We start from the raw sequence: 21,758 nt of genomic DNA on the forward strand, positions 1-21,758 counted from the left end.
TTATGCTGTTGAAAAAATACATGGATGCGGTAGGTCAAACCGATCCCATTAAATACTCAGGCAGGTTGAAGAGGGTCCAGGGTATTTTACTTGAAAGTATAGGCCCCAAGGCAGCTGTCGGCGAAATTTGCCATATAATGCCCCGAGAGGGTAAATCTCTACTGGCGGAAGTTGTGTCTGTTAGGGATGAGATGGTTCAACTAATGAGCTATGAACCCCTGCATGGGCTGGAAACGGGAGATTTGGTAATCGCATCAGGAAGCCCTCCGGATGTTTCTGTTGGTATTGGAATGCTCGGACGAGTGTTGAATGCACTAGGAATGCCGATTGACGGCAAGGGACCAATTTCACTGCAAACGCGTTATCCAATGTTTGCATCTCCTCCCCCGCCTATGGATAGGGCTCCAATTTCAAAGAGTATTGACACCGGGATACGAGCGATTGATGCGATAACTCCCATTGGCAGAGGGCAGCGAATGGGTATCTTTGCCGGATCGGGGATAGGGAAATCTACGTTGCTGGGTATGGTGGCGAGAAACACATCGGCAGATGTGAATGTAATCGCTCTGATTGGAGAGCGTGGACGCGAGGTTCGAGAGTTTATCGAATCCGAACTTGGCGAGGAAGGGCTTAAGCATTCAGTGCTGGTTGTTTCGACTTCAGATACACCGGCCTTGGCGCGGGTTAGGGGTGCATTTACCGCTACAACCATAGCGGAGTTTTTTAGAGATCAGGGAAACGATGTAATGCTCTTATTTGATTCCGTGACTCGTTTTGCAATGAGTCAGCGCGAGATTGGTCTCGCAATTGGAGAGCCACCCACAACTAGAAGCTACACTCCGTCCGTTTTTTCCCTGCTTCCGAGATTGCTTGAACGCGCCGGGATTGCCAGTAAGGGAACGATAACAGGACTATATACCGTTTTGGTAGAGGGCGACGATTTGGACGAACCAGTGTCGGATGCTGTTAGGGGTTATCTTGATGGACATATAGTACTCGATCGACGTCTGGCCGAGCAGAATCATTATCCGGCGATCGACATCCTGGCTTCGGTTAGCAGGGTGGCACCGAGAATCATGGGAATAGAAGCGGCAAAGACGGCGGCGAAGATTCGCAAACTGGTTGCGGCATATCGTGACAAAGAAGATCTAATCGATGTAGGAGCGTATGCCAAAGGCACTAATCCAGATGTGGATGAGGCAATAGATAAGCGAGAGGAACTTGATAACTTCCTCATACAAGGCATCACGGAGCACGAAGAGGCTCAGAGTATCTTATCTAGGGGAACAAAGATTGCGGGTGCGGTTTCGGATGTACAAGACGGGAGACAATGAGAAAGTTTCGATTTTCACTTGCAGCATTGCTTTCTTTGAGAAAGGAACGAACACGGGAATGTGAGTCCTTGCTGGCATCTGAGCTTGGTAAGCTGGCAATGATGAAGAACCAAATAGAGAATACCAGGAGAGCCGAAGCCAAGGCTCTTTTTGCTTCTAGAGCGAATCTTGATGAACTTCGAGTGCGAGAACACTTATTGCGAAAGACTTTGAATGAACGCAAGGTTTTGAAGACACAGTTAATAGAGACGGAAAAAAAAGTTGAAGAGGTTAGACATGCTTTTTTAGAGGCTCGCTCGAAGAGTGCTGCTTTGGAAAAACTGAGAGAAAAGCGTAAGAACCACTGGATTTCAACAGTCAAAAAAGAGGAATTGAGAAATTTGGACGAGACTGCCAGGGGAGCTGCACTGCGTTTAGATGTGACAGGGGGGGGCAAATGAATCTACGTTATGGCGGTGTGGGTATTGCGAAGATAGTCTTCCTTCTGATTTTGATATTGGCGCTTGTCATCGGCGGCCTGATTTGGCTGGATTTCCTGGGGATCATAAACGCGAAAGAGCAGCTGGCTCCAATTACATCCTTATTTGGCATTAAATCCCGAAACACAGTTAAGGAGCCATTCTCGCCCATGCTACTCGATGTCGATCGTCTATCTAAAGAACGTTTATCCATAACAGTGGAACGCAGAGCCCTGGAATCGGCAGCGGAGGAGCTTAGATTGAGAGAGGCTCAAATGGATCAGAAAGAAAGTGAACTCAAAGAAAAAGAGCTTTCTTTGGAAGAGAAGCAAAAATCTCTAATAGAGGCGCTCAGTCAATACGACAATAAATTAGCGAACTTAGAGCAAACAGCCTTGTACATGATGGGAATGCCGCCGAATGAGGCTGTGTCTATTATGAATGAGTATGATTTGAGGGACTTGGTTGATCTGCTTCGAGTGAGCGAAAGACTTTCGCGGGAAACAGGGGAAGAGTCGCTGGTTGCTTATTGGTTGTCTATTATGCCCGATAAGGCTCGTGCGGCAGAAATCCAGAGGCTGTTGGTTGAAAAACCAGGGCTGAATCTAGATGGTTGATTTATAAGGAATATGGCATTGGAAACAACCTCTATTGCGATACCAGAGAATAGCAGCAGCCATTCCAACTTAGTTGTTGAAGAAAGGGCGGCGCCGAGTATCAAGAAAGAACGGAACTCGGATAACCGAGCTTTTTCGAGAGTCTTGGAGCAGGCCAAAAAATTGAAGCTAGTTAAGAAATCAAAGCAGACTAAGAAATTGGAACAATGGAAGGGTGCTGAACAAGTTGATTCCGGAGCTGAGGATAAAAAAATGGAAGAGGAAGCTCCTCGCGGGGTGAGGGTTGGGAAAAAACGCGGGAGCGGTTTAGACAATAGCAAGTTTGAATTCAGATTTGATGAGAAAAAACTGGATTTTGAGATAGAAGAGAAGCATTTGAGCAGGGACAAGAGCAAGGCTCAGGTTAAACAAAGAATGCTAAATGAGTCAAATAGTACCCCTGATAGAGTTGTTTCAAATGAGGTTTTGCAACTAGCCGGCGAGTCAAACTCCAGAAATCAAAAAAGCGATTTGTCTGATAATAGTGTCGGAAGGGCGATTGTCGGAAAGCGCAAAAGCAATCAGACGAGCATTGCTCCCAGAGTTGAAATTCAGGACAGGAGAGCAGATGCCTCAAAAGCATATCCGATTTCGTGGATGAGGAGAAGTCGTGTCGATCATGTCGGTGAAGAAGTCGATAGGGAGCTTAGTTTGGAGAACCGACCGATGACGGCCGATATGGAAATTGAGATTTCTCCAAGGCACGAAGGAAAAAATTCACTGCGTTCAGCAGCTATGGAGTTCGCACGAAAACTCGATGCCCAGGCTGGAAACGAAATCGTAAAACAAATCAAGATTGTGCTTAATCGCGCCTCGGCTGGTGAGTTGAGAATTAACCTTAAACCCGAGAATCTGGGACAGGTGAGGGTACATATTCATTTGGAAGATAATCGTCTTAGAGGCAGATTTTTTGCTGAATCCACGGCTGCTAGGGAAATTCTGAAAGGGGCTCTGGATGGACTGCAAGCAAAATTGCTTGAAAGTGGTTTTAGTTCAGCAGAACTGAAAATGGCTTGGGACAATTCCTCATCGGATTTCGGGTTTAACAACGGCAATCCACGTGGTCGAAAAACTTCGAGGAAAAATGCGATACTTGAGTTTGAGAATTCTGTACCGATCAGTGTTCCCGATGAATTAAGCGAGAACCTTGTCAATTTGGTTGTATAGGAGATTTTTGATGGATATTGAATCAACACTTAGCGTGCCCGATGCGACTCGTTTACATGCACAGATTGAAGCATTCAATGCAAGCCTGAACGGCTCTCGAACAACCAAACAGGAACTCGGTAAAGACGACTTCCTTCAAATACTTATAACTCAATTACAGCACCAAGACCCAACAAAACCCATGGAGGATCGGGAATTCATAGCTCAGATGGCCCAGTTTTCTTCACTGGAGCAGATGACGAACATGAACAGACAGTTTGCGGAACTCAGTGCTGCTCTAAAGAGTTCGCTGGTGATGAATCTGCTGGGTAAAGAAGTTGAGATCCACCAGGGTGAGGAATACATCCGCGGCTCTGTAGAAGCGATTACCGCCGGCTTTTCCCCTCAGGTGCTGGTTAATGGGAATTACTACGATTATGAGAAGATATCCAAAGTAAACGAATAATGAGGAGTAAAGACTATGATGCGTTCACTTTATTCAGGTGTCTCTGGTTTGCAGAATCACCAAGTTCGAATGGATGTGATTGGCAACAATATTTCTAACGTCAACACAATCGGATTCAAAAAGGGCCGGGTGAATTTTCAGGACATTATCTCCCAAAATATAGGTGGAGCAGCTCGTCCTACTGAAGAAAATGGAGGGATTAATCCAAAACAAGTTGGACTTGGTATGATGGTGGCAACCATTGATACGATTCACACGCAGGGTTCCCTTCAGAATACTGGTGTGATTTCGGATGCAGCCATCCAGGGAAACGGTTTTTACGTACTTCGAACGGGTGAAAAGGAACTGTATACCAGGGCGGGAGGATTCAGCCTGGATGCGGATGGCTATCTGGTTAATCCTGCCAACGGATTCCGGCTTCAAGGCTGGCTCCCGGAAGATTTGGGAGACGGCGTACTTGGTGCCATAAAAACAGCGGCAGATGTTACCGATCTTGTTATACCCATTGGTTCCAAGGACCCTGCGCGGCAGACAACTCTAGTTGAACTTGCCTCAAATCTTGATAAGCGTACTCCAATAATTCCCCCCGGTGCTAGTCCTGCGGTTATAAGTGAGGGTTCCTGGAGTCTGGATAAAAGCATTTATGATTCCTTTGGCAATGCCCATATCCTGCGAATGAACTTTGTCCGAACCCCGGGAATAAATAATTCCTGGGATGTAACAGTACAGATAGATCCCGATCGTCCTGCGGATGCCGATGTTGCACCAAATGTAACCTTAGGTTTCGATCCTGCAACTGCCGCGGGTAACGTCGATGGCGAAGGGGAATTTACGATAACTTTCGATAATCTTGGTGCAATTGCGGATGTGTTGGATGCCCAAGGCAACTTAGTGACAGAAGGCAGGATCCAGATACCAGTGACTTTTGATGTTGAGAATGATGCGACAGGTACTACAATTACACAAGTTTTTTTAATCGACATTGGAGAAGTTGGGAGCTATACAAATTCAACAACCCAGTTTGCGGAAACTTCCACCACTAAGGCTTTCAGGCAGGATGGATATACAATGGGTTATCTTGAGAATTACAGAATTGACCAGAAAGGCATTATTACTGGCGTCTATTCCAATGGAACAGAAAGAGATCTTGGACAGATAGCTTTAGCCACTTTTACGAACCCTGGTGGACTTGAAAAGGCGGGCGAAACAGAGTTTGCAAGAACGCTCAATTCTGGAGATGCATTAATTGGTCCTTCTGGTGTAGCGGGGAGAGGCAAAATTATTTCCGGAACTCTGGAAATGAGCAATGTGGATTTAGCCGAACAGTTTACTGATATGATAGTTACGCAAAGAGGTTTCCAGTCCAATAGCAAGACGATTCAAACCTCCGACCAGATGTTGCAGGAGCTGTTAACTCTAAAACGCTGATGAATAGCGGGAAGTTTGCGGCTGTGGATTAAGTAACAGGAAGCTTGATGATAAAAGTTAGCTTACCAGGAAAATCAGAAAGACATGTCTTTCTCAATCCCCATTTAATCGAATATGCCGAAAAAGCTGGGGAAGGCCGAACAGCATTGCTGCTTACAACCGGCAAGCGCTTCGTTGTAACTGAATCACCCGATGAGGTGCGTAACCTCATAATCTCCTATCGACGTGAAATCGGTTTCCCGGCACAAGAGGAGTAGATTGTGGATTTTGCAACAATAGGAGGAATGCTCGGTGGTATCACACTCATAGTTACGGCCTTCGTGCTCAATGGCAACAGCGTTGTGGGTCTAATAAGCTTTTCGTCTTTCATGGTAGTTATTTTTGGCTCCTTTGGCGGTGTTGTGGCATCAAATCCGCTAAGCAGGGCTTTTGGCTTCTTCAAGTATTTAAATCTTGTATTACGCGTTCCGATTTTTCAGAATAAGATGGAACTGATCAACCAGCTGGTTCAATTTTCAGATAGCGCCCGCAAGGAAGGATTACTTTCTCTAGATGACTCTTTGAATGAAATCGAGGATGATTTTCTCAGAAGCGGACTCAGGCTCGTGGTAGACGGGACAGACCCGGATGTCATTAAACGTATCCTCTACACCAATCTTGATCAAATAGAGAATCGGCATGATGATGGAATCGATTTTTTCCAACGCTGGGCAAAACTTGCTCCTGCTTTTGGAATGATTGGCACTCTGCTCGGACTAATAGGCATGCTTACTAATCTTGAGGATACTGCTTCTATAGGTCCGAATATGGCACTTGCACTCATCACAACTTTGTACGGATCCATTTTGGCAAACCTCGTTTTATCGCCGATTCAATTCAAACTGGAGGATCGCCATAAGGAAGAAATGCTAATCAAGGAAATTATGATTCAAGGCATTCTCTCGATCCAAAGCGGCGATAATCCGCGTATACTGGAGGATAAGCTTCTTACTTTCCTGCCGCCATCAGATCGGCCAGTACAAAGTGTGATGGGAGTGTAGTGGATGCTAGTCGATCAGCGTATTAGAAGAGGAAGGAGGAGGAAAGACATAGGGAAAGACGACTGGCTTCTGACATACGCGGATATGATAACCCTCCTGATGATTTTTTTCATCCTTCTAATGAACCCCGATAACCCGATAGACAGTCAGAGAATTGAACTCATTGTGCAGACCTTTCAGGGACTTGGAACGCTGAGAGGTGGCAATACACTTTCAGAAGGCATCTTGGCAGAGTTGGGAAACGATGTATCAGCGATGCCATCAACTACACAAGGCAGACGACTGAATGAGGCTCGAAGGAAAGCCGTGAGTGAATTCAAACCGGAGATTCAGAATCGATTTGTGAAAATAAAGGAAGATGAACGAGGACTTGTCATCAGCCTGGCTGGAGACATCTTTTTTCAACGCGCCAGTGCGGAAATAAATCTTGAGCAATCCAGGAATACACTTCAGAAGTTAGCTCGATTCTTAGATTCAGAGGAAATTGCAAATAGAAAAATCCGTATTGAAGGCCATACGGATTCTACGCCAACTGATGTCGACGGTCCCTGGCCGACAAACTGGGAGCTTTCCTCTGAACGATCTGCGGCGGTGTTGCATTATTTGGTTGACTACGGTACGAATGAGGCAAGGTTCCAGGTAGCTGGATTTGCAGACACAGTCAAACTGAAGGATCCTGAATTGGTAGAGGAGGATAGGGCCGAAAATCGTCGCGTCGATATAGTGATACTGAAAGAGGCACATGAATGACAAAACAAGAGAGCAAACCAAGCATTCTTTTTGGTGGAATGCTGTTTCCGGACTTGGTTTTCCAGGTTGTTCTGAGTAAAATTGTGTGTTGGGAGTTCTCTTATGGCTGGTGAAAAGCTCGGACTCGGAGACAGGATTGACACCGTCGAAAATGAGATGGGAGAAGAACCGAAGAAAAATCGATTCTTCTCGGAAGGAGTAGCCAGGATTCTGATGTTCATAGCCATTGGAATTATCGCTCTTCTTGTGAGCATTACCGTAAGCGTTCTCACCTACCGATTTATGGATAGAGGTAGTCGCACCCGTCAATTCCCGGTTTTATCGGACACCTATGAAACCGAGATTCCAAACTATGCAATTTGGAGCTTTCTAAGCGACGATGGATACGATCTTCGTGCGCAGACAGCTGATATCGAACGATTTACCGTATCGGTAAGGATAAAACTTGGATTTGACAGCAATAGATATAGGGAGTTAAACGGAGAACTCACGGCCAAAAATGATGCTTTGATGGACACCATACGTTTCTATTTCAGTCAGCGGACACGGGAGCAATTATCCGACGAGGTAACTGTAAAACAGGAGTTGATGAGCAGAATAAACAGCCTCTTGTCGCGGGGTGAAGTGGAGCAGGTTCTGTTCCTTCAATATCAAGTAATCGGGTTTTAACCCTAAGTGGAGTAGAATGTGACGGAAGTCCTCTCCCAGGATGAAATAGACCAGCTACTTACCGCAATCAGTTCTGGAGATGCCGAAATTGATGATACCAGGCAGGTAGCCGAGCGAAGGAATATCCGAATTTGGGATTTTCGTCGTCCTGATAAATTCTCCAAAGAACAGATACGAACCGTATCGTTCATGCATGAAACTTTCGCAAGACTGAGCACCACAAGCCTCGCTGGGCAGTTGCGATCGATAGTTCACGTTCATGTTGCCTCGGTGGATCAACTGACATACGAGGAGTTCTTGAGATCCATACCCTCTCCTACCACGCTGGCGGTGATAAACATGGATCCGCTTACAGGTTCAGCCATTCTCGAAATAGATCCGACCATAACATTTACAATAATAGACCGCCTGTTCGGCGGCCCTGGCGAGGGTGTGAAGTTAAACAGGGAGCTGTCTGAAATTGAACGCGCAGTAATGGAGTCTATCATCGTTCGCATACTTGGAAATATGCGCGAAGCTTGGAATCAGGTAATCGATTTGCGACCGAGACTCGGACAGATAGAAACAAATCCACAATTTGTACAAATTGTTCCCCAAACAGAAATGGTTGTATTGGTGACACTTGAAACCAAGGTGGAAGAAATTGAAGGAATGATGAATTTCTGCATACCGTACCTCACTATTGAGCCGATAATTTCCAAGCTTTCAGCTCAGTATTGGTATTCTTCAGTTCGCCGAGGTTCAACTACTGAGAATCTCAATGTCCTTCGAGAAAAATTGGCGAGCATCGATATTTCGCTGGTTGCGGAGGTAGGCAGCCTCACACTTGCGATGAAAGATGTTATGAATCTGCAACCAGGGTCTGTGATTCGCCTATCCCGGACGCGTGTTGGAGATCCGATGACTCTGAAGATAGGAAATCGGCCAAAATTCGATTGTCGTCCGGGTATTGTAGGTAAAAAAATAGCTGTGCAAGTAACTCGCAAAATAGAGGATGTCGAGGCAGACGAATTTGAAGAACTCGCCACCGAAGGAGATGAATGATGATGAGTGATGGATCGCTCTCCCAGGATGAAATAGACGCATTATTGATGGGAGATGAACCACCTGAAGTGCCAGGTGGCAGTTCCCTTCCAGGTAGGCGTGATCTAAGCGAGGCGGGGAAGAATGCCATTTTCAACCTGTTTACTCAGATAACGGGGACACAAGGTGCAACGCTATCTGGAACCATGATGATGGGTGTGGTAATTAGCGTGAAACAAGTAGATGTTGTGGATCGCGAGCAATTTCTTTCCAAACTGCCTGATGAGATAGTTGAAATAAGACTTGACCTCAAGAGTGGACTTAAGGGGACACATCTTTTTGTGCTAGATGGCGAGGATGCGCTCAAGCTTGCTTCACCGATGATTGGCCAAGATAATTTAGAACTCGGTGGTACAACTATCGGCGCGGTAAGTGAGGCAATGGGTCAGCTCACCAGCATATCTGCAGGGGAAATTGGTGATAGAATCAATGATACCGTCCTTATGAATACCCCAGAGGGACAAAATATTCCCAAAGCAATGCTAACACTACCTGGCGATAGCTTTGTGGCAATTTCATACAACGTGGAGATTGCGGATCAGGGCAGTTTTACCTTAAATGAGATTTTTGATATCTCAACTATTCAAGAACTTACAGAAAAACTTGGTGCTTCATCCAATGGTGCCGTAGAATCGTCAGATATGGATTCCTTGCTGGGAACCAAGGCTCCCAGGAACGACGATCAAAGTGCAAGCGCGGGTTTTCAGCAGACGTCGTTGAATATGGATCCTTCAATTTTGGGAGCTAACGCGGGTCAATTGGCACCGAATGTCCAGGGTGTTCAGTTTCCAGAGCTTTCCCCAACGGCCAGTACAGGCGAGCAAAGAAATATCGGGCTGCTGATGGATGTTTCCATGGAGCTCACTGTAGAACTCGGCCGTACAAAATGGAGAATAAAAGAAATCCTCGGAATGGGTGAGGGCACAATTATAGAATTGGATAAACTTGCCGGAGAGCCCGTAGACATCTTGGTGAATAACAATCTAATCGCCAGGGGCGAAGTTGTAGTGATTGATGAGAATTTTGGTGTAAGAGTTACTGAGATTGTCTCGACACTGGACAGACCCACCGACCGATGAGTCAATAGGAAAACCGATGTCGTTTTGGGGATAATGATATCGGCAGTGTTGGGAGGGTAAAACTGAAGACTATCTTATTAGCATCTGTGTTTTTGCTTAGCGGGACAGCTATCAGCTCACAGGATAAGAACCAGATGGAATCTGAGGCGGTTCCAACCCGTCCGGTGGAAAGTGATTTACTCTTAGACGATCAGGCAACAGCTGAATCTCCAACAACAGACTTCGAGCCGGTGAATTTCCCTGGCGTAGGCTTTGGAGATTTTTTGCGCGTCATCGTGGTTTTGGGTGTTGTCATCGCATTGATATATGCTCTTGTGTGGATGCTAAGGAAACTGACCGGAATCAAAACCGATAGTGGGGATGAGATTCGTATATATTCCACGCGACCAATTAAAGGCAATTCGGCGTTGCATCTGATAGAGGCCGGAAAACAAATGTTTCTAATCGGCAGTACAAGCAATTCTATCAATTTGATTTCCGAAATCAACGACAAGGAAACAATTGATGAGATTAGGCTGAAATCCTCCAGAATGCCTGCACCCAGAGGTTTTGCAAAGCTTCTTAGAGACCGCCTTTCAGGCAAACAATCGCTAGCGAAGACTAAAGATGCAAACAACTATCCAACCGATGGTTCGATACTCAATCTCCAGAAGCAAAGAGAGAGACTAAAACATCTATGAGGAATTTCTTTGTAAGAGTACTGCTGCTTCACATCCTGGCCTCATCTTCCCTTTCGCTCTTTGCTCAAGAAGCCACCCCGGTTTCACCGGAGGCCGGTGGTGCCGGGAATTTAGCCATTCCTTTCGTTGATTTGACTGTGAGAGAACCTGATTCGAATCAGGAGACGGCACTTTCCATACAATTGCTATTGCTTCTCACAATTATAAGTCTTGCGCCGTCAATCGCTGTGCTCATGACAAGTTTTCTTCGAATATCTATAGTGCTGGATTTTGTAAAAAGGGCGCTTTCGCTTCAGCAGGTGCCTCCGACAACTATTCTAATGGGGATTTCACTTTTCTTAACATTGTTCATCATGTTTCCCACCTTCACGGAGGTTTACCAAGAGGCATTTGTCCCTTTCTCTAATGGAAGTATCGATGGTGAGGAGCTATATACAATGGCTTCCGCCCCGATACGCTATTTCATGTACAAGCAGATGTCCGGTGAAACTGCAAATATAACACTTTTCATGAACATGGCTGGTCTAAGTAAACCAGTGAGCTTCGCCGATGTTCCAACTTATGTCCTAATTCCGGCTTTTGTGCTTCATGAGCTTACTGTGGCTTTTCGTATAGGGATTTACATATATGTACCGTTTATCATCATCGACATGGTTGTGGCTTCGGTTTTGATGTCCATGGGAATGATTATGCTTCCGCCGGTGATGATATCGATGCCGTTTAAGTTGATTCTATTTGTGCTGGTTGACGGGTGGACCTTGCTGGTTCGCCAAATGATATTGAGCTTCAATTAGGGGAGGCTTGTGGAACTAAGTAATATGATTGAATTAATCAGATCGGCGATTGTCACAATTCTAACCATAGCCTCGCCGGTACTCCTGGTAGCCATGGGAGTTGGCCTGATTATTTCCATCATTCAAGCTACTACAAGCATACAGGATCAAACGCTTACCTTCGTTCCCAAAATTCTGGCTATACTTGGTGTTTTAGCGTTGTTGTTTGGGTGGATGATTACCCGGCTAACCGCATACACGACATTCCTATTCGAAAGAATTCCGGACTTAGCTGGATGATAGTTTGGGAAAGCCTGATAGATCAGGCGCGACTTTACCTTCTTGTCTTTGCTCGGGTTGCAGCTCTGTTGCGAACAGCGCCGCTTACTTCTTCCGCGGCTATTCCACCTCTATCAAGGGGGGGGCTCGCATTCTTCGTGGCTTTAGTATTCTACACATCGGCAGGTAGTTTATATGGCCCTGTCCCACAAGTTGGTTTAAACTACGCTCTCGCCCTGATTGCGGAAGTTGCGCTTGGAATAATTATGGGACTTTTCCTTCAATTTATATTCGCGATATTCCAAACAGCTGGACAGATGTTTTCGTTTCAGATGGGTTTTGGAGCTTCACAAGTTTACGATCCTCTAGCCCAGATAGAGATACCCTTAATCGGGCAGTTTCTGAATTTGGTTGGCATAGGGGTATTCCTAAGCATCAATGGTATGCTGCGCATTTTCGTAACAGGGCTAGCCGGATCGTTCAATGTCATGAAGGGAACTGATTTTTTGGCTGCAAGTTCATTTTTACGAAGTACCTTTATTGGATCTATAGGGGGGCTTTTCGAACAATCATTGATACTGGCGTTTCCAATACTTGGCACTTTGATTTTAGTTTCTGTAACTATGGGCTTGCTGGCTAAGGCTGCACCACAGATGAATCTGCTCTTAGTGGGCTTCCCATTACAGATTGGCGTAGGATTTATCATAATGCTAATCGCCGCACCCTTCATTGCAGAGAAGATGTCAATCCTGGTTGATATGGGTTTTGAATTGATTGAATCCTATCTGCTTTCCATCAGAGAAGCGCTAGGATGAAAAAATCGATGGGATCGCCAGACAACCTGAAAAAAACTGTATGGATTCTCGAAAATCGATTTGACTTACATCTACAATGGTTTGCCGCTGAAGATGAGGGACGAACCGAAGACCCAACCGAACGCAAAATTCGCAAAGCCCGCGAAGAAGGAAAAGTTGTTAAATCTGGGGATATAACTTCGTCTTTAGTAATTCTTTGTGGTTTACTGGCTCTTTTTGTTTTTTCTGGCAGCATCATTCGGATCATTGCCGATATGATGCGGTATTTCATTACAATCGCCATTTCCGAAACAAACAATGTGTTTGTTGGATTTGGTACAGCAGGCAATTATCTGTTTCGCTTGATTTCACCGGTGATGATGGTTTGCTTTTTGGCGGCGTTTCTTGGCAATGTTGTCCAGGTTGGTTTTGTTTTTTCGATTAAACCGATTACTCCGGATTTTTCGAAGATTGCTTTGAATTTATCGAGATGGATTCAGAAAGCCTTCCTCTCGACAGAAGCGCTTTTCAACTTTTTTAAATCAGTTACAAAGATTGCGATTATTGTCTTACTCGCTTACATAAGTATTAAGAATGAAATACCCCGCCTTGTTAATGCAACTAAGATTCCGACTTTGGAGGCTATGTTGCTGGTTAGCGGTATAGCCATTCGTATGATGTTGGGGGCAGCGATACTGATGCTTGTGTTTGCCATTCCTGATTATTTTTTTCAGCGTAAGCAACACAGAGATTCGTTGAAAATGTCCAAGCATGAAATAAAAGAGGAGTTCAAGGAGACAGAGGGCGATCCGTTGTTAAAGAGTCGATTACGGCAGCGAATGCAGGAGATGCTTTCATTATCCATGGCACGTCAGGTGCCTGAGGCTGATGTAGTTATCACAAACCCCACACATTTTGCGGTAGCTCTCAAGTGGGATAGTCAAACTATGCATGCGCCGACTGTCGTTGCCAAGGGTCAGGATAATCTTGCAATGCGAATAAGAGAAATTGCTGAAGACAATGATATTCCCCTGGTAGAGAATAAACCGCTGGCTAAGGCCTTATATGACAATGTTGAACTTGGAAGTGAAATTTCTGAAGAATATTGGGAGGTTGTTTCCATTGTGTTGGCCGAAGTCTATCGTCTTGGTGGAAAAACTGCCATAGGAGCCAGTGCCAGTGGCTGATACGACTTTAGGTACGTTTCGGGGAGTATTTGGACGCCAGGCGGGGGACATTGTGCTGGCATTGGGTGTTGTGCTCGTTGTGATGATGCTCATCATCCCTCTCCCTACGATAGCACTCGATTTATTGATGGCGATGAATTTGATGATATCGCTATTCATAATCCTATTGGTTTTGTATAACAAAGACCCCCTTGAGTTCTCACTTTTTCCCACAATTCTATTGATTTCAACGGTATTTGGATTGGCTTTGAATGTTTCTTCCACTCGCCTGATTCTTGGGAAAGGGGCCGCCTTCGATGGCAGGATTGTCAGGGCTTTTGCAACCTTTGTCGTCGGATCGGAGGGAACCCAGGGTTTAGTAATTGGACTAATTATTTTCATCATTTTGGTGGTGGTGCAATTCATGGTAATTACCAAAGGTGCTACCAGGGTATCAGAGGTGGCGGCCAGATTTGCGCTTGATGGTTTACCGGCCAAACAGATAGCTATCGATTCGGAGTACAGTTCGGGAGCAATTACTGAAGACGAGGCACGTGGTAAGAAAAAACATCTTGATGATTCTGTCAATTTCTATGGATCCATGGACGGTGCGACAAAATTCATTAGCGGAACCGTGAAGGTAAGTATTGTTATTACTTTGGTAAATATCGTTGGCGGATTGATTGTAGGTACTTCAATCCATGGAGAACCCTTGCAGCAAGCCCTGATTACTTACGTTTCTCTTACTATCGGAGACGGACTGGTATCACAGGTACCGATACTTCTGGTTTCCGTGGCCACCGGATTAATCGTTACCAGGTCTATCAGCGATGGCAGTTTTGGATCGGATGTGCGTTATCAGTTTTCCAGACAGTCGAGGATCTACTATGTTGGGAGCACCTTTATGGCGCTTATGGGACTTCTTCCGGGCTTCCCCTGGTATCTTATGTTTCCTTTGGCCGGGGTTACAGGCTTTTTGGCATATAGGCTGAGTCGTCAGGGCAGGGAGGAATTGGGAGCAGCTAAATCCGAGGAAAGAAGTGCTGGTGCAGAAGCTCATGAAATTTCCCCAATCATCCCCCTTGACCCGGTTTCCCTTGAACTTGGTTTTGGACTTATCCCCCTGGTGGATAAAGATCAGGGTGCGGAACTCCTTGAACGTGTTACGCGGATTAGAAAAGAGGCCGCGCTCGATTTGGGACTCGTTGTACCGCGCATTCGAATTATGGACAATATGCGCCTGGAACCTTCTGAATACGCCTTCAAATTGCGGGGTACGGAGGTGGGTGGAGGAATCATCCGGATGGGCCATTATATGGCCATAAATCCTGGTGGCGATAGAGATTCACTAAAGGGGGAGGCCACTGTCGATCCAGCCTTCGGACTTCCTGCAATTTGGATAAGCGAAAGCGAACGCGATAAAGCCGAGCGCGCTGGTTATACAGTTGTAGATGGCCCATCAATTATCGCTACCCATCTAACTGAGATTTTGAAGCGTCATGCAGGTAGTATACTCGGCCGTCAAGAGATTCGGTCTATGTTAGATACGCTCAGAAATGATTACTCCGCAGTGGTTGATGAAGTTACGAAATCGTTTTCGCTGGGTGAGATTCAGAAAGTTCTTCAAGGTTTGCTTAGAGAGCAAGTGAGTATACGAAATCTAGTTGCAATACTGGAAACACTTGGAGATTTTTCTTCTGTCTCAAAGGACACCAGCTTTTTGATCGAAAAATCTAGACAGACCCTAGGCAGACAAATTTGTCTTCAGTATGCTGATAATGAGAAATTGATCAGCGTTCTTACTATCAATCCGGCGATAGAGAAAGAGATAATTGATTCAAGAGCAGAAACTATGGGAGGGGATATTGCTGCACTCAGCCCTGACTTTCATAAGAGATGGATTAACGGCGTTGCCAACACCGTGAAAGCAACCAGAGACAAGGGCTGCTGGCCGGTAATACTGTGCAGTGAATCGGCACGACCGCTAGTTCGTTCTTCCACAGTGCGAGAAATGCCAGATTTAATGGTGCTCTCAGTTCCAGAGATTGCTGAGGGAATTAAGATTCGTTCCTTCGGTGAAATTCGACTGGGAGAAAACTGATGCCGCGTTATTTCAGTGAGCGAGGGAATAGCCATATAGAAGTTATTGAGAAGATACATAAGAAATATGGTGATAGAGCCAAGATTCAGATTCAAAGGACGGTCCCTGCAACTGGAATAATGGGTCTGTTTGGGAAGGTTCAATATGAGTACAGGGGTTATTTGAGAACCGGTGAGGAAACTCGTGAGATACAGAAGAGCAAGGATAATGAGGCCCGAGCCGCAATCTTAGCGGTAACCGGGAAGGATTCCATTAGAAGCGATGAGTTTGTTTCAAAAAACAAAGAGACAACATCGCTTGAAGATGAAAAGATTGGCGAGGTTCTTCAAGAATTAAAACATCTGAAAGATTGCCTGATGCTCAGCGCATCGACACCCCCACCGCAAACTTTTCCTATTCTCTCCGAGTTATCGGACATACTCGACAAAAATGATTTCGAGGAAGATTACATCTCGAAATTGCTGGAAAGCATAAAAAATACCTGCAATATCGCAGATCTTGACAATCGAGGTTATATTCATCAGCTCACCGCATCGTATATCGCTAAGAACGTCCATTTTTTTCGGAACGATGTCGATGTCAAACCACGTGTTGTTGCATTGGTTGGTCCAACCGGTGTTGGAAAGACAACCACAATTGCGAAACTCGCGGCCGTTCATGGATTGGGGGATGGTTCAGATGTGCGGATTATCACAGTTGACAATTTCCGGATTGGAGCTCGAGCCCAAATTGAAACCTATGGGAAGATAATGGGCATACCGGTACAGATTGTCGATAATTCCGATGAATTACGCAAGCAGATTGTTCTCGCATCTGATTCCAATTTGATATTAATAGACACGATTGGCAAAAATCCCAGAGATAAAGAGAAATTTAGAGAAATGAGAAAACTGCTGTCCGTTTGCGGGGAAAATACGGAAATTCATCTAGTACTAAGCGCCACAACCAAGGCCTCTGATTTAAGGATAATCATGGAACAGTTTCGTTTATTCAACTACTGGTCGATTATTATCACTAAACTGGATGAAACCAATCATATTGGAAACATCCTCTGCGCACTGATTTCCACGACTGTTCCAATTAGTTATCTCACGGACGGACAGAATGTACCTGTGGATATAGCTATCGCTTCACCTATACGCTTGCTATCGAAACTCAAAGGACTCGAATTTGATAAGACAGTTTTTGCTGAACAACACCCCGCTCCCGATTTGACAGCTATCTGGAGATAGCGATGGGCGATCAGGCAGAGAAACTTAGAAAAATTATGGAGGTTCAAAGTAGCCAAGTTAAAGCGCCAGAAGCTAGTGGAACACGTATAATAGCTGTCACAAGTGGGAAAGGTGGTGTGGGCAAAACAAATTTGTCCATAAATATTGCAATAGCTTATTCTCGATTGGGGAAAAAGGTGTTGGTTCTCGATGCTGATTTGGGGCTTGCAAATGTAAATGTGATGATGGGGGTGATACCTAAACACAACCTCTATCATGTTATCCGCAAGCAAAAGGAGATGAAAGACATAATAGTGGACACGCCCTATGGGGTACAAATTGTTGCCGGAGCCTCGGGCTTCAGCCGAATTGCAAATCTTTCTGAAGACGAGCGTCAGCACTTCGTAGATGATTTTACGACTCTTTCGGACGCGGATATTATAATAATTGACACTAGCGCGGGTGTCGGGTCCAATGTACTTGCTTTTGTAGGAGCAGCTGACGATGCAGTGATAGTAACTACACCCGAACCCACAGCCATCACCGATGCTTACGGCATTATCAAAACAATGTCAGTGGAGATAGATAATCTGGATATGGGAATCAAGCTAGTGGTAAACCGAGTTTCAAGCGTAACTGAGGCTAAGAGAGTGGCACAAAGGGTGGTTGATATAGCCGGGCAATTTCTAAATGTGAAGCTTGATTATCTTGGCTTTGTCTATGAAGACCCGACTGTACAGGCGGCGGTGCGCAAACAACAGCCTTTTTTTGTGGTTGACCAATATGGTCGAGCATCCCAATGTATTCAGCACATTGTTGAAAGACTTGAAAATGTGGATTTCAAGAGAGGAGGTGAGCTTCCCCGTTTTATCAGACGACTGTTCGGACGTATTTAAAGTTTATTCGAATGTTCTTCTGGCAGGGGTTGCCGGTTTGTGACAGTTATCATACGTTGGAGGTTTGTTGCCGCGTCAGCTATTGTTGCCATGGCAGTTTCGCTCCTGAGCGGTGGGTTGAGAAGGATACAGTTAGGAACTCTGATGATTAGGGCATCAATAGGAGCTGCGGTGTTCACAGTGCTTGCCATAGGGATAAACTTGCTGATTGTGAATCTATTCCCGGAATTTTTTGATAAGGCAAGCCCCGAAAAATATAATGACGATGACGGATCACCCGGTTCCTTGGTGGATGTCACTCTTCCGCCCGAGAAGCCGGAGAGCTCGGAATTTGTCGATGATCTTGCCGACGGTGATATTGGACAGGTTGCCGCTCAGGTGAGTGAAGATGTTGCTTCCATAAACGAACCTGACCAGTTTTCTGAGTCCTTTCCCGATGCGGATGAAATCCGTTCTGGTTCTCCAGATGATGAATCATCAGGATTGGGCCGTGAACGAGATCCTGAGGAGTTGGCTCAAGCCATACATACAGTTATTACGAGAGATGAAAAGGATTAGGATCTATGGCCGACGACAACATTGTTATTGCTGGATATCCCGAAAAAGAACTCTGGCAACAGTATCGCAGTGCTAAAGATCAATCTATCAGAGATGCGATAGTTAAGCAGTATGCTCCGTTGGTGAAATATGTGGCTGGCAAGGTGTCTGTTGGTATGCCTCAAAGTGTCGATTTTGACGACCTTGTCGGTTTTGGAATTTTCGGACTTTTTGATGCAATCGAGAAGTTTGATCCAGATAAGCATGTTAGATTTAAAACATACGCAGTAACCAGGATACGAGGTGCGATATTTGATGAACTGAGATCCATAGATTGGGTTCCCAGATCGGTTAGACAAAAAATCCGTGAAATTGAGGAAACTATTCAGCACCTGGAAGCCAAGCTCGGTCGGGCTGCTACTGATGAAGAAGTGGCGACTGAACTGGGAATGAACATAGAGCAATACAATCAATTGATGCTTAAAACCAGCGGCACTTCAATGCTCTCACTTAACGATATCTGGTATAATAGTGAAGTCAATGTCAATGTTTCTGCCGTGGAAAGCATAGAATCACCAAGTTCTTTGAGACCCGACGCCATTGCGGAAAAAGATGAGATGCGGCGAGTGATTGTTGATGCTATAAACGAACTGCCGGATAAGGAAAAAAAGGTTCTGGTTCTCTATTACTATGAAGATTTGACTCTCAAAGAAATAGGGAAGGTGCTGGATGTAACAGAATCTCGTATTTCTCAATTGCACACTAAGGCAATTAGCAGACTTAGAGCAAAGTTGATGAACGTTAAGAAGGGCATTTTCTAATCATGATTAGTCTTGATGATTTTCGCGAAAGGATGAAGTTGGAAATCGCAAAGACTAAAGAAATGAAGAGTGTTCAAGTTTCCGGTAAAAATTTAGATGATGCGTTGATGCAAGCATCGCTGGAATTGGGATTGCCGATCAGAGTGATAGAGTATGAGATACTCGACAGGGGTTCGTTTGGTTTTTTGGGACTTAAAGGAAGACCCTTCAGGATTGTCGCGTACGAATCCATTAACAAGAGCGTTGCAAAAAAAGCTAAAAGCCTCGCAGAAGAACTCGATTTAGCCTCGTACGATAAGAAGGGCGTGGAAATTCCTGCCGATGTGGACGGTCGTTTCTCAGTTCGGCTGGGCTCGGATGGCGCCTGGGTGAAGGTGTTTCCACCGACTGGCAGGGGAACATCTGTAGCGGCAAATGAAATCCTGGAGATACTTAAGCGAAGGGGCGCCAATGAGCCCGACATAGATAGTATAACTATTGCGGCTCAGCAAGCGGACATGATGTGGGTTAGGGCCGGAGAGATTAATTACAATCCGGCTAATGATGCTCTGATGTCACTTGTGGTATCTGGTGACCAAATGAAAGCTTACATAAATACTGCGGAGCCAGGCCCCGGTGGTGCGGATTTAACCGCCGATGATATCAAAGGATTTCTGTTGAACAACGGGATTGACAGCGGCTTGCTTGAGGATGCGCTTCAGGAATTCGAGGATTTCCCTATATTTGGCACCCCATACCTTGTTGCAGAGGGAACGGCTCCCATCCACGGTGTCGATGCTAAGATATATTATGATTTTGAAACTGAACCAGATAAGATTCACATGCAAGAACGCAAAGATGGCAGCATTGATTTCAAAGAATTAAACAAAATTCGAAATGTGATTAAAGGTCAGCCATTGGCCAGCAAAACGAAACCTCAACTAGGTGTAGGCGGATGGACAGTATATGGCCAAAACCTTCCAGCCAAAGATGGCCGGGACATAGAAATTGAGGTAGGTACAAATGTTGTTCTTTCTGAGAATGGTACGAAAGCCATTGCCACAAAGAGCGGTCACGTTATGCTGAAGAATGGAAAAATCACAGTCGACACCGTATTATTAATCCCTGGCAACGTTGACACATCAACAGGAAATGTAAACGTGTTAGGCTCGGTGGAAATCGGAGGCAATGTTGAGGATGGATACTCTGTAACTGCGGAGGGAAGAATAGAGGTTGCGGGGTATGTTGGGAGGGCAAATCTGAATGCAGGTGGAGATATTATTGTCTCAAGGGGTGTCAACGGTGGAGAAAGTGAAGACTTTGGGCATATTGTCGCCGGGAAATCCATATGGTCTTCCTTTATCCAAAATTCTCGAGTTGAGGCTGGCGAGTTCGTAATTGTAAGTTCCGGCATCGTCAATTCGAACGTTGTTTCTCAGAAAAAAGTATTGTGCAGGGGGCGTCGCGCAAAAATAGTCGGTGGACACATAAAGGCATTGAACGAGGTAAATGCGGTTATTCTAGGCTCAGCCGGTGGGGCCGAGACCAGAATTGAAGTTGGATTCGATCCCAAAGTAAGAGGGGAACTGCAGGAGCTTCTGGAGAAGAGAAGTGAAATTGAAAGTCAATACGATTCAGTGGAACTGAATTTAAGAGGACTTAGACGTCAAGCTGAGATACATGGCAAAAATCTGCCGAGGGATAAGACTAGGCACTTAGAGCGACTGAATCTACAGTATGATAAACTTCATGCAGAGTTGCAAAATGTCGATGAAGAAATACATAAGAAGAGAGAATATCTGGAGACATTGCAGACCAATGGCAGAATTTCGGCGGCAGATAAGGTGCTGGCAGGGGTTGTTATCAGAATTCACGATGTGGAGTACGTTGTAAAAGAATCGTATGAAAAATCTGTAACCTTCATTTTGGAAGGTGACTATATTCGCGTGGTTAGTTTCCATGATATCGAGGAAGATCTTACTCGGAGATAAAGACTAATGAGTATAAAACCAATTGACTTGCAAACACTCTTTGCAAAAATGGATGAAGTTAGCAAGGAGCAGGCCCTAATCAAGGAGCAATCAATGCTCCAGCAGTCCCAAGCCGCGCGATCTCAAGTTATGCGGAAGCTGGAAGAGGAGCGCATGGTTACTCAAACGCCTTCCGGAGACGAGGCCCAGGCTATTAGGGATAACGAACCAGGCAATAAACGGAAATATAGGAAGAATAAAAGAGAATCAAGACAGAATAAGAGTTCGGAAAAAGAAGTGGTAACCGATCCGGAAGTAGGCAGGCATATCAACCTGTCTAGCTAGTTACCATGTTTTTGTTATATTTATCTGCTTCAATTATTGCGGCTTTGATAACCAGTGCCGCTTTCGCTTATCTTTGGCGCAGGAAACTCGAACGCGA

Annotated in this window: 24 protein-coding genes; all 24 read left to right on the forward strand. The window is 45.2% G+C overall.

From position 1 onward, the window contains the following. Positions 1-2: 2 nt before the first annotated feature. The 24 genes from S1OALGB6SA_RS01605 (at position 3) to S1OALGB6SA_RS01720 (ending at position 21,661) form a co-directional block, all read left to right on the forward strand. On the forward strand, positions 3-1,334 hold the full coding sequence (locus S1OALGB6SA_RS01605; RefSeq protein WP_124032367.1) for a FliI/YscN family ATPase: 1,332 nt from the start codon (positions 3-5) through the stop codon (positions 1,332-1,334). Then, positions 1,331-1,774 (forward strand): flagellar FliJ family protein, encoded by a 444-nt coding sequence (locus S1OALGB6SA_RS01610; RefSeq protein WP_124032335.1) that lies wholly within the window; start codon positions 1,331-1,333, stop codon positions 1,772-1,774. The genes S1OALGB6SA_RS01605 and S1OALGB6SA_RS01610 overlap by 4 nt, the downstream gene beginning before the upstream one ends. Next, complete coding sequence (locus S1OALGB6SA_RS01615) at positions 1,771-2,409, forward strand: periplasmic-type flagellar collar protein FlbB (protein ID WP_124032336.1); 639 nt, start codon at positions 1,771-1,773, stop codon at positions 2,407-2,409. The genes S1OALGB6SA_RS01610 and S1OALGB6SA_RS01615 overlap by 4 nt, the downstream gene beginning before the upstream one ends. 18 nt (positions 2,410-2,427) lie before the next feature. After that, positions 2,428-3,615, forward strand: coding sequence for a flagellar hook-length control protein FliK (locus S1OALGB6SA_RS01620; protein WP_037563600.1), 1,188 nt, complete (start codon positions 2,428-2,430; stop codon positions 3,613-3,615). 10 nt (positions 3,616-3,625) lie between these two features. Beyond that, complete coding sequence (flgD, locus tag S1OALGB6SA_RS01625) at positions 3,626-4,060, forward strand: flagellar hook assembly protein FlgD (protein WP_037563599.1); 435 nt, start codon at positions 3,626-3,628, stop codon at positions 4,058-4,060. A 15-nt stretch (positions 4,061-4,075) separates the two neighbouring features. Next, entirely contained in the window at positions 4,076-5,488 is a 1,413-nt protein-coding gene (flgE, locus tag S1OALGB6SA_RS01630; protein ID WP_037563597.1) for a flagellar hook protein FlgE, read from the forward strand. Between the two features lie 47 nt (positions 5,489-5,535). After that, positions 5,536-5,745 (forward strand): flagellar FlbD family protein, encoded by a 210-nt coding sequence (locus S1OALGB6SA_RS01635; RefSeq protein ID WP_037563594.1) that lies wholly within the window; start codon positions 5,536-5,538, stop codon positions 5,743-5,745. A 27-nt stretch (positions 5,746-5,772) separates the two neighbouring features. Then, entirely contained in the window at positions 5,773-6,528 is a 756-nt protein-coding gene (locus S1OALGB6SA_RS01640) for a motility protein A (protein WP_371686026.1), read from the forward strand. 3 nt (positions 6,529-6,531) lie between these two features. Continuing rightward, entirely contained in the window at positions 6,532-7,278 is a 747-nt protein-coding gene (locus S1OALGB6SA_RS01645) for an OmpA family protein (RefSeq protein ID WP_037563591.1), read from the forward strand. A 102-nt stretch (positions 7,279-7,380) separates the two neighbouring features. After that, positions 7,381-7,947 carry a flagellar basal body-associated FliL family protein gene (locus S1OALGB6SA_RS01650; protein WP_037563589.1) on the forward strand — a complete coding sequence of 189 codons (567 nt, stop codon included), beginning with the start codon at positions 7,381-7,383 and terminating at the stop codon, positions 7,945-7,947. A gap of 18 nt (positions 7,948-7,965) precedes the next feature. Then, on the forward strand, positions 7,966-8,991 hold the full coding sequence (gene fliM / locus S1OALGB6SA_RS01655) for a flagellar motor switch protein FliM (protein ID WP_037563587.1): 1,026 nt from the start codon (positions 7,966-7,968) through the stop codon (positions 8,989-8,991). Between the two features lie 2 nt (positions 8,992-8,993). Next, a complete protein-coding gene (gene fliY / locus S1OALGB6SA_RS01660) occupies positions 8,994-10,109 on the forward strand; it encodes a flagellar motor switch phosphatase FliY (RefSeq protein ID WP_037563602.1) in 1,116 nt (371 codons plus the stop codon). Positions 10,110-10,243: 134 nt separating this feature from the next. Continuing rightward, entirely contained in the window at positions 10,244-10,789 is a 546-nt protein-coding gene (locus S1OALGB6SA_RS01665; protein ID WP_037563584.1) for a FliO/MopB family protein, read from the forward strand. Next, positions 10,786-11,583 carry a flagellar type III secretion system pore protein FliP gene (gene fliP / locus S1OALGB6SA_RS01670; RefSeq protein ID WP_037563581.1) on the forward strand — a complete coding sequence of 266 codons (798 nt, stop codon included), beginning with the start codon at positions 10,786-10,788 and terminating at the stop codon, positions 11,581-11,583. The genes S1OALGB6SA_RS01665 and fliP overlap by 4 nt, the downstream gene beginning before the upstream one ends. Before the next feature lie 9 nt (positions 11,584-11,592). Beyond that, a complete protein-coding gene (gene fliQ, locus S1OALGB6SA_RS01675; protein ID WP_037563580.1) occupies positions 11,593-11,862 on the forward strand; it encodes a flagellar biosynthesis protein FliQ in 270 nt (89 codons plus the stop codon). After that, positions 11,859-12,656, forward strand: a complete 798-nt coding sequence (gene fliR / locus S1OALGB6SA_RS01680) for a flagellar biosynthetic protein FliR (RefSeq protein ID WP_124032337.1) — start codon at positions 11,859-11,861, stop codon at positions 12,654-12,656. Before fliQ ends, fliR begins: the two co-directional genes overlap by 4 nt. Beyond that, entirely contained in the window at positions 12,653-13,822 is a 1,170-nt protein-coding gene (flhB, locus tag S1OALGB6SA_RS01685) for a flagellar biosynthesis protein FlhB (protein ID WP_230204358.1), read from the forward strand. Before fliR ends, flhB begins: the two co-directional genes overlap by 4 nt. Next, the gene (flhA, locus tag S1OALGB6SA_RS01690; RefSeq protein WP_124032338.1) at positions 13,815-15,902 is read left to right on the forward strand and encodes a flagellar biosynthesis protein FlhA; all 2,088 of its coding nucleotides are present in this window, start codon (positions 13,815-13,817) and stop codon (positions 15,900-15,902) included. Before flhB ends, flhA begins: the two co-directional genes overlap by 8 nt. Then, the gene (flhF, locus tag S1OALGB6SA_RS01695) at positions 15,902-17,134 is read left to right on the forward strand and encodes a flagellar biosynthesis GTPase FlhF (protein WP_124032339.1); all 1,233 of its coding nucleotides are present in this window, start codon (positions 15,902-15,904) and stop codon (positions 17,132-17,134) included. Before flhA ends, flhF begins: the two co-directional genes overlap by 1 nt. Before the next feature lie 2 nt (positions 17,135-17,136). Then, entirely contained in the window at positions 17,137-18,009 is an 873-nt protein-coding gene (locus S1OALGB6SA_RS01700; RefSeq protein WP_124032340.1) for a MinD/ParA family protein, read from the forward strand. A 39-nt stretch (positions 18,010-18,048) separates the two neighbouring features. Continuing rightward, positions 18,049-18,567 carry a hypothetical protein gene (locus tag S1OALGB6SA_RS01705; RefSeq protein WP_124032341.1) on the forward strand — a complete coding sequence of 173 codons (519 nt, stop codon included), beginning with the start codon at positions 18,049-18,051 and terminating at the stop codon, positions 18,565-18,567. 5 nt (positions 18,568-18,572) lie between these two features. Next, on the forward strand, positions 18,573-19,367 hold the full coding sequence (whiG, locus tag S1OALGB6SA_RS01710; protein WP_124032342.1) for an RNA polymerase sigma factor WhiG: 795 nt from the start codon (positions 18,573-18,575) through the stop codon (positions 19,365-19,367). A 2-nt stretch (positions 19,368-19,369) separates the two neighbouring features. Next, positions 19,370-21,337 carry a FapA family protein gene (locus tag S1OALGB6SA_RS01715; protein WP_124032343.1) on the forward strand — a complete coding sequence of 656 codons (1,968 nt, stop codon included), beginning with the start codon at positions 19,370-19,372 and terminating at the stop codon, positions 21,335-21,337. A 6-nt stretch (positions 21,338-21,343) separates the two neighbouring features. Further along, the gene (locus S1OALGB6SA_RS01720) at positions 21,344-21,661 is read left to right on the forward strand and encodes a hypothetical protein (RefSeq protein ID WP_124032344.1); all 318 of its coding nucleotides are present in this window, start codon (positions 21,344-21,346) and stop codon (positions 21,659-21,661) included. Positions 21,662-21,758 lie beyond the last annotated feature (97 nt).

This window comes from Olavius algarvensis spirochete endosymbiont, assembly GCA_900608495.1.
Lineage (GTDB): Bacteria > Spirochaetota > Spirochaetia > DSM-2461 > DSM-2461 > UBA2779.

What these genes read in the sequence shown, in the direction of transcription:
- S1OALGB6SA_RS01665 (WP_037563584.1), top strand. Translation starts at nt 10,244, where the DNA reads ATGGAATCTGAGGCGGTTCCAACCCGTCCGGTGGAAAGTGATTTACTC.
- flgE (WP_037563597.1), top strand. Translation starts at nt 4,076, where the DNA reads ATGATGCGTTCACTTTATTCAGGTGTCTCTGGTTTGCAGAATCACCAA.
- S1OALGB6SA_RS01715 (WP_124032343.1), top strand. Translation starts at nt 19,370, where the DNA reads ATGATTAGTCTTGATGATTTTCGCGAAAGGATGAAGTTGGAAATCGCA.
- S1OALGB6SA_RS01700 (WP_124032340.1), top strand. Translation starts at nt 17,137, where the DNA reads ATGGGCGATCAGGCAGAGAAACTTAGAAAAATTATGGAGGTTCAAAGT.
- fliY (WP_037563602.1), top strand. Translation starts at nt 8,994, where the DNA reads ATGAGTGATGGATCGCTCTCCCAGGATGAAATAGACGCATTATTGATG.
- S1OALGB6SA_RS01645 (WP_037563591.1), top strand. Translation starts at nt 6,532, where the DNA reads ATGCTAGTCGATCAGCGTATTAGAAGAGGAAGGAGGAGGAAAGACATA.
- fliR (WP_124032337.1), top strand. Translation starts at nt 11,859, where the DNA reads ATGATAGTTTGGGAAAGCCTGATAGATCAGGCGCGACTTTACCTTCTT.
- S1OALGB6SA_RS01635 (WP_037563594.1), top strand. Translation starts at nt 5,536, where the DNA reads ATGATAAAAGTTAGCTTACCAGGAAAATCAGAAAGACATGTCTTTCTC.
- S1OALGB6SA_RS01615 (WP_124032336.1), top strand. Translation starts at nt 1,771, where the DNA reads ATGAATCTACGTTATGGCGGTGTGGGTATTGCGAAGATAGTCTTCCTT.
- S1OALGB6SA_RS01610 (WP_124032335.1), top strand. Translation starts at nt 1,331, where the DNA reads ATGAGAAAGTTTCGATTTTCACTTGCAGCATTGCTTTCTTTGAGAAAG.
- S1OALGB6SA_RS01605 (WP_124032367.1), top strand. Translation starts at nt 3, where the DNA reads ATGCTGTTGAAAAAATACATGGATGCGGTAGGTCAAACCGATCCCATT.
- flhF (WP_124032339.1), top strand. Translation starts at nt 15,902, where the DNA reads ATGCCGCGTTATTTCAGTGAGCGAGGGAATAGCCATATAGAAGTTATT.
- fliP (WP_037563581.1), top strand. Translation starts at nt 10,786, where the DNA reads ATGAGGAATTTCTTTGTAAGAGTACTGCTGCTTCACATCCTGGCCTCA.
- whiG (WP_124032342.1), top strand. Translation starts at nt 18,573, where the DNA reads ATGGCCGACGACAACATTGTTATTGCTGGATATCCCGAAAAAGAACTC.
- flhB (WP_230204358.1), top strand. Translation starts at nt 12,653, where the DNA reads ATGAAAAAATCGATGGGATCGCCAGACAACCTGAAAAAAACTGTATGG.
- flgD (WP_037563599.1), top strand. Translation starts at nt 3,626, where the DNA reads ATGGATATTGAATCAACACTTAGCGTGCCCGATGCGACTCGTTTACAT.
- S1OALGB6SA_RS01650 (WP_037563589.1), top strand. Translation starts at nt 7,381, where the DNA reads ATGGCTGGTGAAAAGCTCGGACTCGGAGACAGGATTGACACCGTCGAA.
- S1OALGB6SA_RS01720 (WP_124032344.1), top strand. Translation starts at nt 21,344, where the DNA reads ATGAGTATAAAACCAATTGACTTGCAAACACTCTTTGCAAAAATGGAT.
- S1OALGB6SA_RS01640 (WP_371686026.1), top strand. Translation starts at nt 5,773, where the DNA reads ATGCTCGGTGGTATCACACTCATAGTTACGGCCTTCGTGCTCAATGGC.